The following is a 20,822-nucleotide window of genomic DNA, read 5'->3' as shown; positions in this document are numbered from 1 at the left end:
TGTACGCATGGCCCGCATTGCCGGGCCATTTTTTTATTTCAGCCACGGATCATTATGTTTTCGCTCTTTCAGTATAAAAAACAGGGTAAGACCCCTGTTATTCGCCAGCATGAATTTACCGAATGTGGACTGGCCTGCCTGGCGATGGTGTTGGGGCACTATGACCACCATGTCTCCGTCAGCCAGCTGCGCCGAGAGATTTCCGTTTCCGCCGATGCGGGAACCTCAATGGCGGAATTGTTGACCCTTGCCAGCGATAAAAATATGTCTGGCCGGGTGCTTAAAGGCGAAATCACTGAAATAGAAACGTCTGAGCTGCCGCTCATCGCCTTCTGGCGCGGCAACCATTTCGTGGTCATCGTGAAGATCGACAGCCGCAGCGTGACCGTTCACGACCCGGCCAGCGGCGTGCGTCGTTACCGCCTGAAAGAGGCGGAAAAACTGTTTTCCGGCTATGTGCTTGAGCTTAAGCCCACGCCGTGTTTCGAAAAGAAATCCCCGGATGAAAAGCTCACGCTTGGCCGGTTAGCCAATAAATCTCCGAGTCTGTTCCAGCGCCAGCTGCTGCTGTTTGTGCTCTGTATTTTTACTCTCATCACCATGCTGGCGAGCCCCACCTACGTGCAGCTGATTATGGATGAGGCCATTTCCCGCAGCGACAGCGATTTGGTGATCCTGCTCACCGCGATCTTCGCTATCGTCTTTATCTTTGAAGTCATCGGTAAATTCCTCAAGCAGCTGCTTGAGATCCTGATGCGTAATATTGCCTATGACGATTTAAGCCAGTCCGTGCGCCACTACATGCTGCGCACCCAGACCAGCTGGTTCCGCTCGCGCCCGCCGGGCATCGTGCTGGCTATTGAAAAATCGCTCCACGCCTGCGCGGAGTTCATCAGCAATGGCTACGTGCAAATTCTCTTTTCCAGCCTGATCGCCGTCACCAGCCTGCTGTTTATGCTGCTGTATAACGTCAAAATTGCGCTGCTGACGATGCTGCTGATGGGCGTGTTTTTCCTGATCCGCTTTTCGCTGATCGGCCCCTATCAACGCGCCGTGGATGACTCCATCGAGCGTACCGCCCAGTATGAATCTCTGCTGGTAGAGACACAGAAAGGGATCATTACGCTCAAGGCGAACAATATGGAGCAGGCCCGGGATGCGGTGATGGACAAATCCCAGCGCGAACACATCGCCGGGCTGATGCGTAAAGAGCGGCTGCTGGCCCGTTTTGACGTGGCTTCGCTGCTGGTGATCAATGCCGAGCAGCTGCTGGTGGTCTGCTTTGGCGCGTGGCTGATCCTGGAAGGGCAGATGAGTATCGGGATGCTGTACGCCTATATCAGCTATAAGCGCTATTTTTCCGATGCCATGGTGCAGGTGGCGCAGAAGCTGCTGGACAAAAATGCCCTTAAGGGGCCGCTGGATCGCGTGGGCGACCTGCTGTTTGCCCCCTCTGAAACCAGCCAGTTTGGGAAGCGGATTGTCACCTCGCCGGTCTGTCTGCAATTTGAGGATGTCTCATTTGCTTATCCAGGCCGGGAGGCCACGCTACAGCATATCAACATGACCCTGAAGCAGGGCGAAGAGGCGGTGATTGTGGGCCAGAGCGGGTCGGGAAAAACCACGCTGCTGCGTCTGATCTCCGGCATGTTGCTGTCATCGTCTGGCACGCTGCGGATCAATAAGATCCCCATTGAAGAGTGCGATCTTTCCTCGCTGCGCCAGCACATCCGCATTGTTCATGCAGACGATATTCTCTTCACCGGCTCGATTCTGGACAACATCGCCTGCTTTGACAGCGCGCCGGATAAAGAGCAGGTCATCGCCGCGTGTCGGCTGGCGGAAGTGGACCACGTCGTCGCCCGTCTGCCGCACGGTTACGAAACGGAGATGCTGCCGGGGAACACCTTTTTCTCGGCCGGGGAGATGCAGCGTCTGGTCCTGGCGCGCGCCCTGTACAGCCAGCCTAAGCTACTGCTCTGCGACGAAGTGACGGCGAACCTGGATAAGATCACCGCGCAAAAGGTGCTGGCGAACCTGCGTAGCCTGGGGATTGGCCTGGTATTTGTTACCCACTCGCCGGACGTGGTGGGCTGCCATGGTCGTCTCTATACCATGGAAAACGGAACCCTACGGGAGAGTGCGCAATGATGTTTCTGCCGCGTCTCTATGCCCTACTCTGCGCGCGCCAGGCCGGACGCACCTTAATGGCAAACCGGATTGCGCAAAACTACAGCCAGTTTATGCCCTGCCCGGAGGCCGATGTGCCGGCTGATTTTCTGCATCAGAACGCCCATGAGCTGAGCGGGTTTAACTTCGTGGAACAGATTTTCCCGCCCGCGCTGTGGGCGCGCAACGTTCGCTTCGATCTGCATGCGTACGTGGCGCAGTGGACGCAGGATCAGGGGTTTTACAGTTCGCCTCGCACCCTGCTTCTGGGCATGCGCTGGGCGGGCTTTGGCCTGATTATGGATGCGCTGCTCGCCACCGCGCCAGATGATGTGCGCTTTCAGTTTATTACCCGTCACCCTGCGCTGCACAAGCTGATGGCCGCACACGACGGACGGCGCGCCGGCTCGTTTTTCGCCCCTCAGCGCCTGGTGACGGTGCTGCTGATGGATGAACGCCTGCCGGATGCGCCACTGTTCCCAATTCAGGCAGGCGATCGCAAGGCGTGGTTAACGGACGTCTCCACGCGGTTTTTATCGCGTTATGGCTACAGCGTCCGAACGCTGCTGCCGGTCTGTTCGCTGCACGCGGTAGAGTTTGGGCTGGAGAGCCAGGCGTATGCGCCAGAGGATTACCGTCTGGCCGCCGCCGACACGCTGAACGCGCTGCGCAAAACCCCCACGCTCTGGAGTGGATGGGACGATCTTTCAGTGATTTATCATGGATGACATATCGTGAAATTAAAAAACCGAAGCCGACAGCGTCGGGCGCTAATCCCGCACCACTTCTCAAAAAGCTATCAAATCAACGCGCCGCGGCTGAAAACCGTGCTGACGCTGTTCATCGCCTTTTTTCTCTGCCTGCTGGTCTTTGCGATTGCTTTCAACTTTTCGGAAACCACGCTGGCACGCGGGGTGCTGATCCCGGCGCAGGGCGATGTGGAGGTGCGCGCCAGAGAATCCGGAACCCTTGTTGATTTTGCCGTCCGGCCCGGCCAGTACGTGAAGGAAAACGATCCGCTGTTCACCGTGTCGCAGGACTATGGCGGCAAGCAGGGCTCGGTGGTGCAGTTTGACCGCCAGCAGATGGAAGCGGAGAAAAAGCGCAGCGAGCAGCGCATTCAGGCCATTGAGGACTCGATTGCGTCGTATCGCAAAAATCTGGCGCAGCAGCTGGCTCTCACTGACAAGCAGATCGCCGTTTCCCGCGATAAGGTGAAGAAGCTGCGCGCGCTGTTAAAAAACAGCACCGACACCTACGAGGCGTGGAAATCCGTCTCCGGGAAGGGCTATGTCTCCAAAGTGGATCTCGATAAAAGCCATAACGATGTGCTCAACGCCCAGCTCAACCTGACGCTGGAGGAGAGCACTATTCTTGAGCTTGAGGCGCGCAAAACCAGCCTGACCGACAGCACCCAGTCGCAAATTGATTCGCTGAGCGAAGAGCAGCTGTACGTGAAAAACCGCATCAGCGAAATCGATCGCAACCTGTCCAGCCGGGGGAGTTCCACCATGGCGATGCTGGCCCCTTCAGATGGCTACGTGGTGGCGATTAACTTCCCGCCAGGCCGGGCCATTACGCAAAACAGCGAGGTGGTGGTGGTGATCCGTAAAAATACCGCGGCGACGATGGAGGGGTACCTGTATGTTCCGGCAACGGGGGTGGGGCGCGTGGCGAAAGGCGATAAGGTTAAGCTGCGCTTCGACTCCTGGCCCGTGGACAAATACGGTTCCGTGGAGGCGACGCTGTCCGATTTCTATGAGGTAAACATTGATGCCCATTCGGCGCTGATCCCGCTCCAGGAAGGGCAGAACTACTACCTGGCTAAAGTGCGCGTTCCCTCCTGGTTTACCGACCCGGACAAGAAAAAGCGCATGCTGATGGGCGGGATGACGGTGAACGCCGATATCGTTATCGATCGTAAGCCGCTTATCAATCTGCTGATTGCTCCGCTGGAAAGGGTGCGCAAGCGGTTTATCGATTGACCCGATTTCATTTTGAAGCATTTATGCAGGCACTTTTCTGAATTTAATCAAAGTGGTATTGCCTTGTTATCCTTAACAAATATAAGGGTTTAACCTTTATCTCTTTGATTAATGGATTATGCTATGGACACAGTAGAGGAATCTGGCGGGACGTATTTCTATCACGGGAATGCGAACGTAACCCCACAGGAGCTATTTTTGCTGATATTCGCTGAGGGTCTGGCGAACCATCTGGGCGTAACTGTGGAGACTGCTGCAACAATCCTGGCGGGGCAGCCTATATTACCCAAGCGTAAGGTGTTGGGTGCGTCCGGTTCGCGTACAAGTATCGCGTCCAAGGTAGCGCGTCGCATTTTAAAGGGGGTCCACTTTCCTGAAGGCATGAGAGTGGAGACTATCATCGGTATGGGTAAAACCAGACAGACAAATAAGGTTGGGGCCGTCGTGGGAAGAGCAGTTCCCTTTGTTGGCTATGCCCAGGCGGTAATTATCTTTGCCCTAGTTGCCAGAGAAACCAGAAACAAGTACAACCTCATTGCCCGACCGAAAGATCGGATTGCCTGGACCTATTTCTAATGTTGTTGCCGGATGAGCAGGAATTTTTAGATTACATTACTGAGAACTACAGTGAGCGCAAGCGTCCTGCCCTGAAGGAATGGACCTTCCAGGAGCATTTTAACCTCGTACCTGAAGATCTGGAGGAGATGCTGCTCGACCTTTTCAACCGGTATGAAATTGAGCACAGCAACTTTGTCATGGATAACTACTTTGAGCCCGAGCTTTTTTGGTTCCAGTTTGGGCTAAGAAAGAAGTTTCGAGATCGTCAGTACAAGCCGCTAACGCTCGAAATGATAATTGAGTCTGCCAAAGCGGGGCGCTGGTTGTATGATTAAGGGGCTAAGCGCCCCTTGTGCGTTCTATGCTGACTGGCGTTCGTTCCATGCATCGCTGAAGATAATGTTCCCGTCGTTATGCTTCCAGGTAATCTTCTCGTAACGCAGTTCGACCGTTTCCATATGGTTTTCGTTAGGGTTATCCCCTGGCGCCATTGCCGGTGAAATCGAAACTATTCGCACGCCTTCAAGCAGCATGTTGAAGTATTCCTCTTCCTGACCAGAGTAGTTGATCCGATACCATTTTATTTCTGCTGACACCAGGCTTTGACCTGTCGCAACTGCTTTATAAAGATATGGGCTAGAGCAGTCGAATTCTTTAATGATCAGCATAGGGGAATGCATACGTGTACCGGTTATTTTGCCGGTTGCGTTATCTGTTGGGATCATGAGATTGTGGTGGAACCCTTTAACCTCAATGCTGCACTCTCTGTGCTGAACATCAACTCCGCCTTTGATTAATGCTCCACCGTCGTCCTTAAGCCATAAGTATGCTGGTATAGACATTTCCCTATTTCCTTATTTTGTTGAATAACGTCATTATTGCGCTTGAAAACCCCATACCTATTTTTTCCATCAAGTATGTCAATACGCTCCAGCGTATGTCCGCTATCCGCATGGAAAGGTGAAACCAGATCATGTTTACACCCAATCGATGTCCTTTTAAGACATTGACCAGGCAGATTTTAACCAAAATAAGGAGTTAACTTATGACGCTTCCAGAAAAGATAAAAAGCGGTTCTCTCAGCACTACCGGTGAGGATGACAATTACCCCAGCCGCTCCATCCGCGTCTCCCCCTCCATCATCGACAGCTGATACAGCGAAAACGATCGGTGCTTCTCAATCAACTGCGCCAGCTCCGGCGAGTGGCTGGTGAGCCAGATCTGCGAGTAGCGGCTGGCCTCGGCAATGAGGCTTGCCAGAGCGGGCAGCATCTGCGGATGCAGGCTGTTTTCCGGTTCGTTGAGGGCGATGAATGCGGGAGGGCGCGGGCTTAACAGCGCCACCGCCAGGCACAGAAAACGCAGCGTGCCGTCGGAGAACTCTGCCGGTTCCAGCGGCCTGCTCAGCCCCTCGCGCTGCATCATCATGCGGAAGCGTCCGCCGGTGTTATCGCTGTAAAACACGCAGCCGGGGAAGGCCTGGTCGAGGATGCGCATCAGCAGCAGCTCGTCGCCAATTTCAACAATGGTCTGAAACGCGGCGGCCAGGTTCGCACCGTCGCTGGCCAGCACCGGGGAACGAAAGCCTACCTGCGGCGCACGGATCGCCGAGCCGGATGAGACGGAAAACTCATGATAAAACCGCCAGTTACGCAGGGACTCGCGCATCTGCGATACTTCGGGGTAGAGGTGCGGTTCACCGAGCTGCCCGAACACCGACTCGTTCTCATACAGCGTACCGCTGTGGGTCACTTTTTCGTGATGCACGTTGTTCAGGAATACGGCCTGGTTCTTACGCTTCATCAGCTGTGACGACGGACGACGGTGCTGGCCGCTCAGCCAGATAGATTCCTCTTTGATCACCGGATCGAGCTGAAACTGTGAGGGGTAGGGCAGCTTTTCCACGAACCCGACCTGAAGCTCATATTCATAGGTTTCCGTTTCCACCGCCAGGTTCATGCGCCGCAGCTGGTCGCTGCGGGTTTTGCCCGCCCAGAACACTTTCAAAATCCCCCCCTCGTTTGCCAGCGCCTGGGAGAATTGCCCCTGCGCCGCGCTGTGCATCAGGTAAATCGCTTTATAAATATTGGATTTTCCGGTGCCGTTGGGGCCGAATACGATGTTGAGCTGTTCCAGCTCAAGCGACATATCGCGAATTGAGCGGTAGTTCTGAATATGCAGATTTTTGATCATCGGGGTACTCCGCTGTGCATGCTTAACCTGTACAGAATTACAGTATTTTACGCTGAGCGCAAAAAAAAGACGACAGTGAGGGTGTCGTCTAAACGGGGTACAGCTTTGGGCCTCTGTGGGTCAATGGGCCTTCGCTTCTTTCTTATCAGGTAACGGCCAGACGCAGACCCAAATCATCAGGATAGGGATCAAAGTAGTTTTGCGTCATCAGATACCGGTCAGGGTATTCAGCCAGATAATGCTTAAGCAGCGTCAGCGGCGCGAGGATCGGCAGCAGCCCGTCCCGGTAATGCAGGATCACATCACGCAGTTCTCCACGCTGGCGGCTGTTCAGCTGGTTACGGAAATAGCCCTGAATGTGCATCAGCACGTTAGTGTGATTCTTCCGCGAAGCAGGTTTTTTCAGGATATTCATCAGTTTGTCGCGATAAGCCACGAAAAACGCGTCCAGATCGTCCCACTCATGCAGTGATGCCACAAACGGACCAATTTCACGGTAGCCTGCCTGATGGTGCGCCAGAAGCTGAAGCTTATAGCGGCTGTGAAAGTCCAGCAGGGCATGGCGCGTCAGGCCATTTTTACGCATTACGTTCAGTTCGTGGAGAGCAAAAACGCGCTCAACAAAGTTTTCCCGCAGTACCGGATCGTGCAGGCGACCGTCTTCTTCGACGGGCAGCCAGGGGAAAGTTTCAAGGAGGGCGGCGGTGAACAGCCCGACACCCTCCTTGCGGCCCCGGTTGCCGTTTTCGTCGTACAGCCGCACGCGCTCCATGCCGCAGCTAGGGGATTTTGCACAGACGATAAACCCTGACAGATCGCCGATTTTCGGCAGATAATCTGCCGTAAATGCGGCCATCTTCTGCGTGACGTCATCGTGCGGCGCTTTGCTGAACCGCATTTCTGTCTCGCCGCCAGTGGTCATCACCAGGCGCAGCGCCGGACGAGGCGTGGGCAGGCCGATAGCCATTTCAGGGCATACCGGGCGGAAAGCGACCCACTGCGCCAGCTCATCCATCACAAAGCCCATACGCTTATGTCCGCCGTCAAAGCGAACGGCGGAACCGGTCAAACATCCGCTAATACCCAGCACAGGTTTTGTTGTCATGATGTGCACCTCCCGATCTCATATCTAAAAGTTACACAACAATGCGTATTTGTCCAAGTATTGACGGGATTATTTTTTAATCGTCTTTAAAATCAAGGGCAATCAGCTGCCCTTGTAGGTTGAGTAACCGTACTGGCTGAGCAGAAGCGGGATGTGCAGTTTTTCATTGGTGCGGGTGACGGTGAACAGCACCGGCACTTCCGGGAAGAAGGAGTCCAGCTTTTTGCCGTGGAAGTAATCTGCGGTTTTGAAGGTCACTTTATAGACGCCTGGCGCCATATCCTGATCCTGCGGATAGAGCGATTTGATGCGCCCGTCGTGGTCAGTTTTACCGCTGGCAATCGGGGTCCACTTGTCCTGCTCCTGCTTTTCCAGCGTGACGGCCACATCCGCTGGCGGCATACCGGTTTGCTGGTCCAGAACGTGGACGCTCAGGGTACCTGCCGGGGCGCTGAACGCGGCAGGGGCGAAAGCCATTGTAGCCAGCATCATCAGAGGGAGTGTCTTTTTCATCGTGTTTTCCTGTTGAGTTGTCGGTGACAGGAAAACGTTAGCACTCGCTGCGCGAAAAAATATTCAACTTTTCGTGAAGTTTGCCACAGCAGAAAATAATCAGAGGATAATTACCTCAAGGGAAACCTGCTGCTGCCACTGCGCAACCTGCTTTTTCCGCGCGGCGGTAAGTTTACCGCTGGTAACCAGCAGCCATTTGCGATCCGGAAAAATTTCCGGGGCCAGCGCGGCAGGGGGAACCGGCAGTATGTCGATGCGGTGGCCCTGGCCGGTGCGCGTCAGGGCTTCAAGCCAGATCTCACACGGGTCGTTCAGATGCCAGCCGCTGATGAGGATGTTATCGCCCGGCGCTTTTTTATCGCCCTCAAGGCAAAACGAGGTGTAGGCGATGAGGATGCCGTCGAGGATCTCACGCAGCGTCATGGCGGCGGCGACGTTGGCCGATATCTGGCTGCGCAACGGACGCAGCACGTTAGTGACCAGCTCTGGCCTTGGGTATTCGCGTCCGGCGTCGTAAATCATCTGACGCAGGGATTCAATTTTCCCCTCCTGCAACTTTTGCAGCATGGCCTGTTGCAGGGTTTGCCAGTTATTGGCGCGGCGCGGCACAGGGCGTTCCAGCAGTGATTTTACCTGGCCGATGGGTACGCCTTTTTTAACCCAGTCGAGGATTTTCAGCGCCTGCTGAACGTCCTCATCGCTGTACAGGCGGTGACCGCCGTCCGTACGCTCGGGTTTGAGTAATCCATAGCGTCGCTGCCACGCCCGCAGCGTGGTGGCGGTGATGCCGCTGAGTCTGGCGAATTCGCCGATGGAGTAAGCCATGTCTGCATCCGAAGAGAAGGAGTAGTCTCAATATACTACGAATATTCCCCGACGGGATGAAGCGCCGCACGGGTGCGCTACACTTAACGTCCAACCGCGTAAATGAAAGGAGTTCTCATGAGGCTATGGCCTGTCGTTACCGGTGTCGCCATTGCGCTGACGCTGGTTGCCTGTAAATCTCCCACGCCGCCGAAAGGCGTGCAGCCCATTACCGGCTTTGATGCCAGCCGCTATCTCGGCAAATGGTATGAAGTCGCCCGACTGGAAAATCGCTTCGAGCGCGGTCTGGAACAGGTGACCGCGACGTACGGTAAGCGCAGCGATGGCGGTATCAGCGTACTGAACCGCGGCTATGATCCGGTGAAGAACAAGTGGAATGAGAGCGAAGGAAAGGCGTACTTTACCGGCGAACCGACTACGGCTGCGCTGAAGGTATCGTTCTTCGGCCCGTTCTACGGCGGCTATAACGTGATCAAGCTGGACGATAAGTACCAGTACGCGCTGGTCAGCGGCCCGAACCGCGACTACCTGTGGATTTTATCGCGCACCCCGACCATTCCGGAGGCGGTAAAACAGGACTACCTGAATACCGCACGCGATCTGGGATTCCGGGTCGATCAGCTGGTGTGGGTTAAACACTGACCTACTGATACGAAAACGTAATGCTCGCCAGGGCGTTAGCCGAGCCGGGGACCAGCTCTCCGGTTCGGATGTACTGCGCCTGGAACGGCAGCGACAGCGTTTGTGCTGCGCTGGTGGTCTGGATGAAAAACTGTCCCGTCGTGCCTGCGGCCGAGCTGTCTGGCCCCATCATCAGCGGCCCGGTACCGTTATAGAAAAACTGCACGCCAATGCCGGAGGCCGTGGAGTCCCCGGTCAGCGTCACGACCGACGAGGTATTTGACGGCGTGGTCTGATCGGTCATTACTGCGTTAACCGCCACGTTCTCATCGCAGGTCAGGCTGACGTTAAACGCCTCCGATGGCGAGGTGCTGCCTACGCTGGGTAGTGTGTGAACATCAATGGTGCCCAGGTCGACGTTGGCGCTTTTCGTGCCTACCGTGCAGCCGCTTGCCGTCACCGTGATGGTGGTCGGGTTGATGATCACCTGTGCGGTTTTCACTTCGTTGTTATAGGCCGTCAGGATCGCCGCATTAATGGTGGGGGTCTGGTATACGCCGGATTTCAGCGGAACGCCGGTCTTGATAAACGTCACTTTTGCCGACCAGCCCAGTGTGGAGGCGTAACCGTTAGTCCCGTCGGCCGGATAACTCTGCGTAATGCCCGTCTGCATCGGGACATAGGTGGTGCCGTTATAATCTTTAAGCCCAAGAATGAAGCCGATGCCGGGCACGCCCGTTTCAAATACCATGTAACTGGCGCCATCAAGAATAACCGTGATGCCGGTGGCCGTTACGCTGCTGCTCGGCTCCAGCGTCCCTTTGGAGCAGGTAAATACCAGGCCGCACCAAAATACTTCCGAGACGCTCGCAGTGGCGCTCCATTCAGAGCCGATCGTCTTTCCGGGCACGATGGAGTCTGCCGGGCCGGACCAGGACATGGGCGTGGGTGAAAGTGTGATATCCGATGTCCAGGAGAGGGCAAGTGCCTGAGACGTCATGAAAAACAGACCTAAAAACAGTAAACGCATTATTGATACTCCGTCGTCCAGGTCGCCACTGCCGAAACGTCTCCGGCATTGACCGGCGCACCCGTGGCGGCCAGTCGCGCATAGAAGGTCATTTTTACGCTGCCATCCCCCGCCGCGCCGTAAGCAGTGGTTTGGGTGTCCAGCGGGATAAGTACGCTGTCTTTATCCAGAATCTGCACCGCCACGCCGGTCGCGCCGCCGTCAGCGACTTTCAGAAGCTGCGGGTTTTCGTCATCCGGTGTACCGCTGAAGCGGATTTTCACGCCAGCAAAGGTAGGGCCGCACGCTTCAAGGGTGAGCGTGAAGGGCGTTTTGATATTGCTGACTGCCCCCGCCTCGCTAAATTGCTTCACGCCGAGGGTGCCCAGCGGCACGTTTTGCTCCTTCGAATCTTCCGAGACAATACAGGTATTGCCGATCACGTTGCCGGTCACGGAAACCAGCACGTCATAGCCGTGTACGGGGACGGTGATGAACATCAGCAGGATCAGGGGGAGAAACCGGACGGTTACTGACATATGACCTCCTGGGAATACAGCCCGGTGCGGGCCTGATAATTTTTCGGGTTCAACGCATAGCGGATCGTGCAGCGCTGGGCGCTGTCGCGTCCCCATACGGCATGCAATGTTCCCTTCGCTGACAGGCCGGTCAGATACACGCTGCCGCCATCGCCGACGATACCGCTGGCGTTGTCATCCTCTGACGAGACCAGCGTGCCGAAGGGGAGCACGTCTTTAGCGTGATGCACGATAAACATCGCTTTTGCCCCCTGACGCGTGGTGAGGATGGCGCGAACCAGTGCCCCGTCGGTGGGGATTTTATTGGCGATGGCGTTCTCAAGCTCCACGTCATTGCCCACGGTGGTGACATCCAGCGCAACCTGATTAACGCGATACGGCGTGGCGTACGGGATCACCGCATAGCCCCGGCTGTCGGTTTTGATGCCCTTGTGGTTGAGCACGGCGACATGGCTGGCGCCCGGGGCTTTCACCAGGATATTGGTGTTCCCGAGTGGCTGGCTCAGCGTCAGGCCATCCTCATGCAGCACCGCACCGCCGCTCATCCCGTAGCTGAGGTTGCGGGAGTCACCGGCGTAGCTGTAGCCCAGGTTATAGTCTCCCCACGCGCCCTCGTATTGCAGCGCGGCATCGCCGCCGTAGTGCTGCTGCGCGCTGTAGCGCTGGTTGACGCTATAGAAAAGATTCTCCTGTCCCGGCAGATAACCACTGACACCGGTACTGGCGGTGGTGCCAGCGGGATCCGCATGGGTAGCGGTAAAACGGAGGCGGGTCGACAGCGCCGGGTTACCCAGCGGCACCGACAGGGACAACGCGAGGATATTGTCTTTCTTGTTGTCGTACAGGCTAGAGCTACGCTGGGCGCTGATGCCAAGCGACAGATTACGAAACGTTGCGTTCCACGCGAACTGCAAACTTTGCGTGGTTTTTGACGTATTCCAGTAGGTTTGTTGATCCCAGGACAGAGACAGCGCGCCGTATTCGCCCATCGGCTGCGACAACAGCAGCTGATTTTTTGCTTTACGCGACATATGCAGGTTGTAAACCGTGTCGTAGCGGGTGGTGACGGTGCCATCGTCTTCCACGGTCTGTTCTGGCGCTCCGCCCGCCATGCCTTTGTAAGTGGTATCGCTGAGGGTATAAAACCCTGCCGTTGAGTAACGCAGCGAGAAGAAATTGACCCGCGTACCGATATCGTTCAGCAGCTTGCTGTACCGCAGGCGTACCGAATCCCCGGTGTAGTGCTGATTATCAGCCAGCTGGCTGCGGGCATGGGTGAGGTCGAGGGAGTAGGCGCCAAAGCGGCCGAGATTCTGCCCGATACCGAAGGCCAGGCCGTTGTAGCGATCGGAAAACTGCGCCCCGCCATAAAACGTGAGACCGTATCGCCAGCCCAGGAACAGCTCGCCCTGCGCGAAGGAGGGCGAGATCTGATTGCCCGCAGGGCGGTATTTCCCGGCCCCCAGAGCATATTTCACCTGACCGTTACGCACCAGATTCGGCACGCTGGCAAAGGGCAGGGTGTATTGCGTCTGGCTGCCGTCGCTCTCCTGAATGGTGACCGCGAGATCGCCGCCGGAAGAGGTCGGATAGAGATCTTTCAGCACAAACGCCCCCGGCGGAACCGAGGTTTGATAGATAACGTTACCGTTCTGGCGAACCGTCACCGTGGCATTGCTGCGCGCAATGCCGCGCACTTCAGGCGCGTAACCGCTCAGGCTGGCGGGCAACATATTGTCATCGGTCTTCAGGGCAATCCCACGCAGGCCAACGGCGTCAAACACCTGCGATGAGGTGAACGTTTCACCGGCATAAACCTGGGCACGCAGGGCGCGGATATCCCGCTGTAGCCAGGTCTGGACGTGGGTGAGCTCGTTACTCTCTTTGGTCCACGTGGTGAAATCACGCAGCCGCCATGCGCCCAGGTTGGCGCCGCTGTTCAGGCTCACAAACAGCTGTTGTTCCCGCGTGCGCGTCTCGCCCCGGTAGTCATTATTCGCGCCATTGACCACATAGTTCAGCCACGCGGCAGGAATGCCGGATTCCCAGCTCTCCGGGCTGACGTACCCGCGCGGCAGAGCGCGCATCGCGCTTTGCGGTACGGTGAAGTTGAGGGTAAGCGTCCTCTGGTCAAAATCAAACCGGGTATCGGCGAACGACCGGGTTAAAAAAATGCAGCGCTGCGCAGGCGACAGCTCACCCCCTTTCGCCTGACGGCTGTCGATGCCAAGTGCGGCGAATTGCGCAGGTGTAAGGCACGGCAGGGCTTCACCGGCGGTGTTTTCAGCGACGCGAAACGTGACGTTACCTGTGAACGCGAACTGGGTGTTGATATACACGTTAAGATTGTACTCGCCCGGCGGCAACGCGCTCCCGGCGTTGACCCAGGCGAGATCGGCACTGTTGGCGCGCTCGCCGTTGAGAAACGCAGGATTAAAGTGCAGCTCGCTTTCGGCAGCCACGGCTTGCCGAATCACCAGGGCGATCGCCGTGGCGCACAGGATTTTAATTTTCATGTGGTCACGCCTTACTGTTTTTATTATTGGGACAATGACGTGCGGGTAACGGGCGTCCAGGCGCCATAATCGTTAATCGTCTGGTAGCTTAAGCTGCTCGCATGGCTGAAGGTGTCTGCCAGCGTCACGCTGGCTTTCGGCGGCACCATGACGGGCGACACCGGCCTGCCATCAATTTTCAGGTTAATGGTGGTGAGGTAATACGGCGTTGGGTTGGTCAGCGTGACCTTGCCCGCGCGGTAGGCGCCTGCAAGGTTTTTCCATGCCTCTCCTGCGCCTTCCCGAAGCGACTCAGGGCGATAAAAGACCTTGATGCGGTTGGCAGAGGCGAATTGCAGCGAATTGCCGGAACCGTTTTTAACCTGCTGTGGGATAGCTTTGACCGTCATCCAGTACAGCGTTTCGCGATCGGCTGGCAGTGCGTTGCCGCTGAACATGATTTTCACCGCGCTTTCGCTGGCGGGCTTCATGACGTACAGCGGCGGCGTGATGACGAAGTCGTTGGTACGGCTCCCTTTCTCGTCTTCCATCCATGACTGGATCAGGAACGTGGCATCAGGGTGGGTATTTCTTACCTGCATCATCGTCTGCGTCGTCGCGCCTGCGTAGACCAGCCGCGTTGCACCCAACCCCACGCCGCCTGCATACACGGCGGATGAACATAACGTGCCAGCCAGACAAATCCATGTGTTTACGCGCATTGTGCGTCTCCTGAAAGCTGAGTCAGACCCGGCCAGCAGACCGGGCCTGAAGATTACGAATAGGTCACGGTGTAGGTTGCGACCGCGCTGGCATCACCCGCCGTGGCGTTGCCCAGTGGGGAGTAATATTTCGCGCTGAAGTTCAGGGTGTTCGCCCCCGCACGCAGGGGGATCGCTGCTGCCGGCTCACCCAGCCTGACGACGTTGCCCTGTTCATCATAAAGACGGATAGCGACATGCTGCGCCGAGCCCGCGCCGCCGTTTACTCCCGCAGCCAGGCTATTCACATCGGTACTGTCCGGCGTACCGGTGAAGGTGATAGCCACGGTCGTTGCGGCAATGGGGTTATCTTCCGTGGACGCGGAGGTATCGGCGATTTCGCAATCCTCCAGCGTGATGGAGAAGGCTTTTGCGGTACTGGCTTCACTGCCTGCGGCAGCCAGCGTGGCGGTACGCACTTCACCCATGTCGACGTCGATATTGGCGCTACCGGCGCTGATGGCACAGGCGGAGGTCACCACTTTACCGCTGAAGTTAACCGTGCCGCCGCTGGTGGTGGCGGCCAGTGCTGAGCCCGCTGGCAGCAGGGCGGCAATGCTTAATGCCAGCAGAGATTGGCAAGTAAGGCGTGCTTTCATTTCATGGTTCCTTGGTTTTTTTATTACGAGATTTGCTCTGAAAGCGGCAGGTCTAACTGGTTAAAAAGACCAGCAAATCTGTCTTATTCCTGAGCCCGAGTTTCCTTATCGCTGAGCTTTTTAAGGCGCTCACGCGGCGATAAGAAAGTTTCTCCAGTTCTGCGATGTAACGTATATCCAGTCCGTTCCTGAGTTCCTTTAATACCCTCCTTTCTCCTGGCGTCAGCGATAACGCCGCTGGCTGCTTTTGGGGCCGATAATGGCTATCGACCATTTTTGCTAGCTTTATCCGCCACTGATAAACCGTGTTCTGTAGCGAGATATAGGCATCAATATCTTCCCTGGCCCATAACAGGGAATGGGCAGAGGTTGAGTACAGGCAGATAATCACCTCTGGATGCGTGGCTTTGATTTTTTTTAAATATTTCAGTGAGCCATACCCTGTATGGTATTTCTCTGCGCCGGATATAAATAAGATATCGATACGAATCGATGAGAGCGCCTTATCCAGTTCCTGATAACCTCCTTCGATGATAATGATGTGTAGGTCATCGCGGATGCTGCGTAATAACGTTTTAATGCCGTTTCTTGCATAATGATCGCCGCCCATCAATGCAACAGTAATATGCTGTGTTATTTGGTTATTGTTCGTCATGTTATTCCTCGATTTATAATAGTAATCAGGCGAATTATTTATAAGGGTATCGCCAGTATTCTCGAAGCAATGACGTATTGCATAGTGTAGGCCTACTATACGTCGGCCAATAAAGAGGTAATCTGAATTAATCTAAAATTGTATTAATTACTAAGATCGAGACCGGTTACGACGCTTCCCTCTGATTGGTCTTATTCCGCTTCGCTTTCTGTAAATTATGATAGCTGCTATTTTTAATGAAAATTTAGCTTTGATAAATGTTTTGTAAGGAGTTTGTCGTCTGGTGTCAGTGCGGGTGTGAAGTTGCTGACGGGGAATAACAATTTACGAATGTTATCATCGATAAAAACTGATAGAGAGGTGGATGAAAAGCATACAAAAACCATGTAACTTATTGATATTTGTCAGGTTGAGAAAACTTAAGGCTTAAGAGTACTGAATATTTCAGACACGCATGTCCGTGGCGTACAATGTTTTTTTATGTAGATATTTGTCAATGTCAAGAGGCGAGGGGTGCGCCAAAAGGAGAGGCTCTGATAAATGAGTTGCTGCCGATAGTCAGATACTTCTGTGGAGCGGAAATTCACTTCACAAAACATCATAATGAGGATGATCGCGGATGAATCGGCTCTGCAAGCCGCATTCTACAAGGGTTGAGTTCTTATGCAGGTTCAGTGAAGCTTAAGGGATGAAATATAAATTAAGATTTTTCGCCAATGGCGAAGATATACAGCATGCCGTTAATCAGTCACATTAATCCCGACGCGAATGTCATCACATACATGCGGTGACTCAGGTTCAACATCTGTTAACCGGAGAATTCATACTGCCCCTATGCATAAGCATTACATTATAAATAATATCGTCGAATTTCATCCTGCGGCCAGCACGTTACGTGATATCAACAATCCTGACCGTGTGGTTGTGTTAAATTCGCCAGCAGGCCGATGCCTGTTGTTATTAATCGACAGAGCGGGGTCGATTGTCACTCAGCAAGAGTTCCTTGATATTGTCTGGCAAAGCCGCGGCATGCTTGTCTCCTCCAATACCTATTACCAGAACATCTCCATCCTGCGCAAAGGGCTCAAAAAGATTGGTTTTGAAACTGACCCTATCGTTACCATTCCCCGTATTGGGCTGACGCTGGCAAGCGACACGCAAATAACCGTCAGAGAGCCTTCGCCTGTCGCGCCTCAACCCGCAGAGGGAGAATGTGTGGAGGCGCCAGCGATCGAGGAGGTCTCTGCATCCTCCGAGCCAGCAGCGCCCGTTGCCAGGAAGCCCACACGCTGGCTGGCTGTCGTCATGGGGCTATTGGTCATCCTGGCCGGGGCAGGCGTGACGGGATATATGAACGCCAGGGAAAACCGTTTTGTTGAGGATTACCGTTTTGCGGCATCCGTCGGGGCCTGTCGCGTTTATCTTGCGAACGACATTCAGACCCACGCTGAACGCGCTTCCGCGCTAACCTATGTGGAACAATTCAAGGCTGAATGCGCGCAATATCCCTGGGTTTACATCAGCTGGTACGCCCTGCTTCCTCGTGCGTCGGTTATTCGCTGCGACCGGCCAATGAAAGAACCGAACCGCTGTATATCTGATTATTTCCTGAAGGATAGCTAGCATGACTCGTTTTCGGCAGATGCTGTATGTCATCGTGACGGGCCTCGTCACGGCAGGCGTGCTGACGGGCTATTACCTGTGGCACCGATCTTACGTTCAGCCTTTTTCATGCCAGGCTAATCTGGTACAGCACCATCCGGATGAGACGCTGACGGTCTGGCTGAATTACACCTTCGACGGGAAATTCGGCACCCTGAGCATGAATGGCCGGGCAAAGAGCGATCCGGGTAAAACCATCGACAGGAAAATTTCCTTTCGGGTGGAGAGAAAAGATCGCCTCTATTTGCTGACGTCAGAAAAAAATATGACGTTCCCGGACGATAATGTTGAAGACAGCTGGCTGGAAAAATATGAACCGCAATTTTTTGTCTATCCGGGCAAGAGTATTTATATGCGTATCAATGAACAACATAATGGTAACTATATCTTTACCTTAGGAACATTACCGACATATGTGTGTCGTGGTTCAAAAAAAGAATGATGTAAACGAGAAAAGCATTATATTTTCCTCCCGTCTCATTTATGCTTGATTTAAAATATCAGGATTATCTTAGAAATATAAAGTGCGACAGATCATGTTGCGATAATGTAATTAATTTTAAATTTGGCAAGTAAATGAAAAGTGTATTTGACTCCTCCGATGGGGGGAAATCAGTACCGGAAAAGTGTCTGCATATTGGGTTGATATTATGGCCCCGTTATTCACTTCTGGCGGTATCTGGATTGCTGGAAGCGCTGCGTTATGCAGCGAAAGCTCAGGATAAATTAGCATTTAAAATCAGCCTGATAAGTGAATTTCCTGATATCCCGATTATCAGCAATGCGGGGATTATCATGAGGCCGGATTCTCCCCATGGGCCGCCGGACAGTTTTAACTACCTTGCTGTTATCGGCGGTGAATTGCAGTATCTGGACTTAGGGTATCAGGGGGATAAAGCGTATCTGGCACATGCCCACCATGCCGGGGTTCCGCTCATTGGCATTGGCACCGGCAGTTTTGTCCTCGCACAGGAAGGATTGCTGAATGAACGACGAGCGTCCATCCATCCTTTCCACCTTGATGCATTTCGGCAGGCTTTCCCGCTGGTTTATGCTGAGCAAGGGTATGATTTCATCGACGATGGCGATGTGCTGACCTGCCCGGGCGGTATTTCCACCCTGACGCTGGCAACTGAGCTTATCCGCGCCCATGCCGGGGATGATATCGCCAGCACCACCTGTCAGCGTTTGTCGCTCGTTCCGCATGAAATTGCCACCCCGCGTCCGGCTAATTTTGCGCTTATCCCTGACTCGCGGTTGCGCCGCGCCGTCATGCTGATTGAACAGTTCCTGACCCGGCCGCTCACCACCGCCGGGCTTGCGCGAGAAGTGGCATTGAGTGAACGCCAGCTCAACCGTCTGTTCCACGCAGAATTCGGCAAAACGGCCCGCGAATTTATCCGCAGCGCCAGACTGCGCTATGCTTGCTGGCTGCTGAAGAACTCGCAGCAAAGCGTGACGGATATTGCGCAGCGGATGGGGTTCAGCGACTGCGCGCACTTTATTCGTCATTTTCAGACGGAGTATGGATGTACGCCTGGGGTGTGGCGCACGTCGCAGAGCTGAATATCATTACATTGCTGCCCTGAAACTCTACTCAACCGGAATATCACCATGAAAATAGAAGCCGCACACCCCTCGCAATTTGAACGCCTCGTCGCAGTGTGGGAGTCGTCAGTTCGCGCCACGCACCGCTTTTTGCAGGAAAGCGATATCGCGGCGCTGCGTCCGTTATTGCTCAACGCATATTTGCCTAATCTCAGGGTTGTGATTGCCCGGGATGACGTGGGTATTATTCACGGTTTTTTGGGCGTGGATAAAAATCGCATTGAAATGCTGTTTGTGGATGATGCGAGCCGGGGGAAGGGTATCGGGAAAATGCTGCTGCAATGTGCCATCGCAGAATTCGGCGTAAATGAAGTGGATGTGAACGAGCAGAATCCGCAGGGGGTGGCGTTTTATCGTCATATGGGGTTTGAGCAGGTCGGACGCTCGGAACTGGACGGGCAGGGAAATCCGTTTCCGCTGTTGCATATGAAGCTGAGCAGAAATACCGGGATTAGCGCTTAGCCTGCTTATCCCATTTTAATAAGCCGACAATATCTTTCTCACCTTCGACCTCTTTCAGCAGGCGCTGCTTTTTTTCATATTCGATGTATTCTGAGCACGCCTTTTCATCAGCCGCTTTCTTGCTGATTTTTCCTGCGCCTTCTAAAACGTCCCGGTCGTTGAATTGCAGAAACTGATCGAGCTTGGTTTGCCAGTCTCGTAAAAATACCTGCTTGCGGCGTTTGGCCTGATCTTCGGCAAAATCGAGCCACATATTAACGACGCGATTAAGCTCGCTCACCTCATCCTGATACAGATAATTTTTTGCGGTGGTGACATCGCTTTTACGGACTTCTTCGCCTTTATAGCTGGTCAGCCCCATATACGGTTGAGTGGCGTCCGCACGTTGGTGAATCAACTCAGCAGCGGTGTGCCCAGTGCAGGCAAAATGCAGTTTATTCTGGATGGTCTGGAAGAATTGCGTGGTTTCTTTGAGCGACGGCTGATAGTCAGCGGCTAATGCGAAAATCTCCCTCACGCGAAGATAGACCCGGCGTTCGCTGGCACGTATATCGCGAATGCGTTCCAGCATTTCATCGAAATAGTCAGGGACGGCGGAAGATCCCACAGGCGGATTTTTCAGGCGCTCGTCGTCCATAACGAAGCCTTTAACCAGGTATTCCTGGAGCGTTTGGGTGGCCCACTGGCGGAACTGCGTACCTCGCGTGGATCGGACGCGATAGCCGATGGCGAGAATGACGGGCAGGCTAAAGTATTGAACGTTATATACTTTACCATCGCTGGCAGTTGTTCGGTAAAACCGAACAACTGAATTTTCGACCAGTTCACCCTCATCAAAAATATTCTTGATATGCCCGCTGATCGTAGCTTTGGCTTTGCCGTATAACTCACAGATCGTGGCCTGTGAGAGCCACAACGTATCGCTTTCGAAGCGGCATTCAATGCGAACTTTTCCATCCTTGCTGGCAAACATGACGAACTCACCGGCTGGAGAATTTATTAATTCCTCATATGTCATGCTGCCTCCGCTTCATAAGGTTGATGCCTGTAAGCTCGTAGTATG

At 54.3% G+C, this 20,822-nt stretch carries 22 protein-coding genes; 10 read left to right on the top strand and 12 right to left on the bottom strand.

Annotated elements, in window-relative coordinates:
• Nucleotides 1-54: 54 nt before the first annotated feature.
• The 5 genes from ACOTXC_RS16470 to ACOTXC_RS16450 all read left to right on the top strand — a co-directional run bounded on the left by ACOTXC_RS16470 (nucleotide 55) and on the right by ACOTXC_RS16450 (nucleotide 5,047).
• A complete protein-coding gene (locus ACOTXC_RS16470; RefSeq protein WP_421767844.1) occupies nucleotides 55-2,151 on the top strand; it encodes a peptidase domain-containing ABC transporter in 2,097 nt (698 codons plus the stop codon).
• A complete protein-coding gene (locus ACOTXC_RS16465) occupies nucleotides 2,148-2,897 on the top strand; it encodes a hypothetical protein (RefSeq protein WP_421767843.1) in 750 nt (249 codons plus the stop codon). The genes ACOTXC_RS16470 and ACOTXC_RS16465 overlap by 4 nt, the downstream gene beginning before the upstream one ends.
• Before the next feature lie 6 nt (nucleotides 2,898-2,903).
• On the top strand, nucleotides 2,904-4,154 hold the full coding sequence (locus tag ACOTXC_RS16460) for an HlyD family secretion protein (protein ID WP_023298992.1): 1,251 nt from the start codon (nucleotides 2,904-2,906) through the stop codon (nucleotides 4,152-4,154).
• Nucleotides 4,155-4,277: 123 nt separating this feature from the next.
• A complete protein-coding gene (locus ACOTXC_RS16455) occupies nucleotides 4,278-4,730 on the top strand; it encodes an STM2901 family protein (RefSeq protein ID WP_032646726.1) in 453 nt (150 codons plus the stop codon).
• Nucleotides 4,730-5,047, top strand: a complete 318-nt coding sequence (locus ACOTXC_RS16450; protein ID WP_023298994.1) for a DUF1493 family protein — start codon at nucleotides 4,730-4,732, stop codon at nucleotides 5,045-5,047. The genes ACOTXC_RS16455 and ACOTXC_RS16450 overlap by 1 nt, the downstream gene beginning before the upstream one ends.
• 24 nt (nucleotides 5,048-5,071) lie before the next feature.
• On the opposite strand, the gene ACOTXC_RS16445 is transcribed toward ACOTXC_RS16450, so the two are convergent.
• The 5 genes from ACOTXC_RS16445 to ACOTXC_RS16425 form a co-directional block, all read right to left on the bottom strand.
• Nucleotides 5,072-5,554 carry an Hcp family type VI secretion system effector gene (locus ACOTXC_RS16445; RefSeq protein WP_023298995.1) on the bottom strand — a complete coding sequence of 161 codons (483 nt, stop codon included), beginning with the start codon at nucleotides 5,552-5,554 and terminating at the stop codon, nucleotides 5,072-5,074.
• Between the two features lie 262 nt (nucleotides 5,555-5,816).
• Nucleotides 5,817-6,905, bottom strand: a complete 1,089-nt coding sequence (locus ACOTXC_RS16440) for an AAA family ATPase (protein ID WP_032626628.1) — start codon at nucleotides 6,903-6,905, stop codon at nucleotides 5,817-5,819.
• A 145-nt stretch (nucleotides 6,906-7,050) separates the two neighbouring features.
• Nucleotides 7,051-8,010: a YbgA family protein gene (locus ACOTXC_RS16435; RefSeq protein WP_032626626.1), complete on the bottom strand. Its 960-nt coding sequence runs from the start codon at nucleotides 8,008-8,010 to the stop codon at nucleotides 7,051-7,053.
• 102 nt (nucleotides 8,011-8,112) lie between these two features.
• Nucleotides 8,113-8,523, bottom strand: coding sequence for a hydroxyisourate hydrolase (gene uraH, locus ACOTXC_RS16430; protein WP_017383647.1), 411 nt, complete (start codon nucleotides 8,521-8,523; stop codon nucleotides 8,113-8,115).
• A gap of 99 nt (nucleotides 8,524-8,622) precedes the next feature.
• Complete coding sequence (locus ACOTXC_RS16425; protein WP_022646597.1) at nucleotides 8,623-9,348, bottom strand: MerR family transcriptional regulator; 726 nt, start codon at nucleotides 9,346-9,348, stop codon at nucleotides 8,623-8,625.
• Nucleotides 9,349-9,465: 117 nt separating this feature from the next.
• Between ACOTXC_RS16425 and ACOTXC_RS16420 the strand changes: the two genes are divergently transcribed.
• A complete protein-coding gene (locus tag ACOTXC_RS16420) occupies nucleotides 9,466-9,990 on the top strand; it encodes a lipocalin family protein (protein WP_022646598.1) in 525 nt (174 codons plus the stop codon).
• A gap of 1 nt (nucleotide 9,991) precedes the next feature.
• On the opposite strand, the gene ACOTXC_RS16415 is transcribed toward ACOTXC_RS16420, so the two are convergent.
• From ACOTXC_RS16415 to ACOTXC_RS16390, 6 genes are read right to left on the bottom strand one after another with little or no spacing between them, the layout of a single operon-like run.
• Nucleotides 9,992-10,999 carry a fimbrial protein gene (locus ACOTXC_RS16415; RefSeq protein WP_038415005.1) on the bottom strand — a complete coding sequence of 336 codons (1,008 nt, stop codon included), beginning with the start codon at nucleotides 10,997-10,999 and terminating at the stop codon, nucleotides 9,992-9,994.
• On the bottom strand, nucleotides 10,999-11,517 hold the full coding sequence (locus ACOTXC_RS16410) for a fimbrial protein (RefSeq protein ID WP_154051768.1): 519 nt from the start codon (nucleotides 11,515-11,517) through the stop codon (nucleotides 10,999-11,001). Before ACOTXC_RS16410 ends, ACOTXC_RS16415 begins: the two co-directional genes overlap by 1 nt.
• Nucleotides 11,508-14,033 carry a fimbria/pilus outer membrane usher protein gene (locus ACOTXC_RS16405; RefSeq protein ID WP_421767842.1) on the bottom strand — a complete coding sequence of 842 codons (2,526 nt, stop codon included), beginning with the start codon at nucleotides 14,031-14,033 and terminating at the stop codon, nucleotides 11,508-11,510. Before ACOTXC_RS16405 ends, ACOTXC_RS16410 begins: the two co-directional genes overlap by 10 nt.
• Nucleotides 14,034-14,056: 23 nt before the next feature.
• The gene (locus tag ACOTXC_RS16400; RefSeq protein WP_063152609.1) at nucleotides 14,057-14,734 is read right to left on the bottom strand and encodes a fimbrial biogenesis chaperone; all 678 of its coding nucleotides are present in this window, start codon (nucleotides 14,732-14,734) and stop codon (nucleotides 14,057-14,059) included.
• Between the two features lie 53 nt (nucleotides 14,735-14,787).
• The gene (locus tag ACOTXC_RS16395) at nucleotides 14,788-15,372 is read right to left on the bottom strand and encodes a fimbrial protein (RefSeq protein ID WP_022646603.1); all 585 of its coding nucleotides are present in this window, start codon (nucleotides 15,370-15,372) and stop codon (nucleotides 14,788-14,790) included.
• 52 nt (nucleotides 15,373-15,424) lie between these two features.
• A complete protein-coding gene (locus tag ACOTXC_RS16390) occupies nucleotides 15,425-16,027 on the bottom strand; it encodes a helix-turn-helix domain-containing protein (protein WP_022646604.1) in 603 nt (200 codons plus the stop codon).
• An 834-nt stretch (nucleotides 16,028-16,861) separates the two neighbouring features.
• Between ACOTXC_RS16390 and ACOTXC_RS16385 the strand changes: the two genes are divergently transcribed.
• From ACOTXC_RS16385 to ACOTXC_RS16370, 4 genes are all read left to right on the top strand, one after another.
• Complete coding sequence (locus ACOTXC_RS16385; protein ID WP_126502771.1) at nucleotides 16,862-17,650, top strand: winged helix-turn-helix domain-containing protein; 789 nt, start codon at nucleotides 16,862-16,864, stop codon at nucleotides 17,648-17,650.
• 1 nt (nucleotide 17,651) lies between these two features.
• A complete protein-coding gene (locus ACOTXC_RS16380; RefSeq protein WP_022646606.1) occupies nucleotides 17,652-18,131 on the top strand; it encodes a hypothetical protein in 480 nt (159 codons plus the stop codon).
• A 242-nt stretch (nucleotides 18,132-18,373) separates the two neighbouring features.
• A complete protein-coding gene (locus ACOTXC_RS16375; RefSeq protein WP_421767853.1) occupies nucleotides 18,374-19,255 on the top strand; it encodes a GlxA family transcriptional regulator in 882 nt (293 codons plus the stop codon).
• Nucleotides 19,256-19,303: 48 nt separating this feature from the next.
• Nucleotides 19,304-19,759 (top strand): GNAT family N-acetyltransferase, encoded by a 456-nt coding sequence (locus tag ACOTXC_RS16370; protein WP_421767841.1) that lies wholly within the window; start codon nucleotides 19,304-19,306, stop codon nucleotides 19,757-19,759.
• On the opposite strand, the gene ACOTXC_RS16365 is transcribed toward ACOTXC_RS16370, so the two are convergent.
• On the bottom strand, nucleotides 19,749-20,777 hold the full coding sequence (locus ACOTXC_RS16365; RefSeq protein WP_421767840.1) for a virulence RhuM family protein: 1,029 nt from the start codon (nucleotides 20,775-20,777) through the stop codon (nucleotides 19,749-19,751). The genes ACOTXC_RS16370 and ACOTXC_RS16365 overlap by 11 nt on opposite strands.
• Between the last annotated feature and the right edge of the window lie 45 nt (nucleotides 20,778-20,822).

The sequence above is a fragment of the Enterobacter cloacae complex sp. IR5428 genome (assembly GCF_049238585.1).
Classification (GTDB): domain Bacteria; phylum Pseudomonadota; class Gammaproteobacteria; order Enterobacterales; family Enterobacteriaceae; genus Enterobacter; species Enterobacter intestinihominis.
The sequence above is the reverse complement of the archived record's forward strand: the minus strand, read 5'-3'. Positions and strand labels throughout refer to the sequence as shown.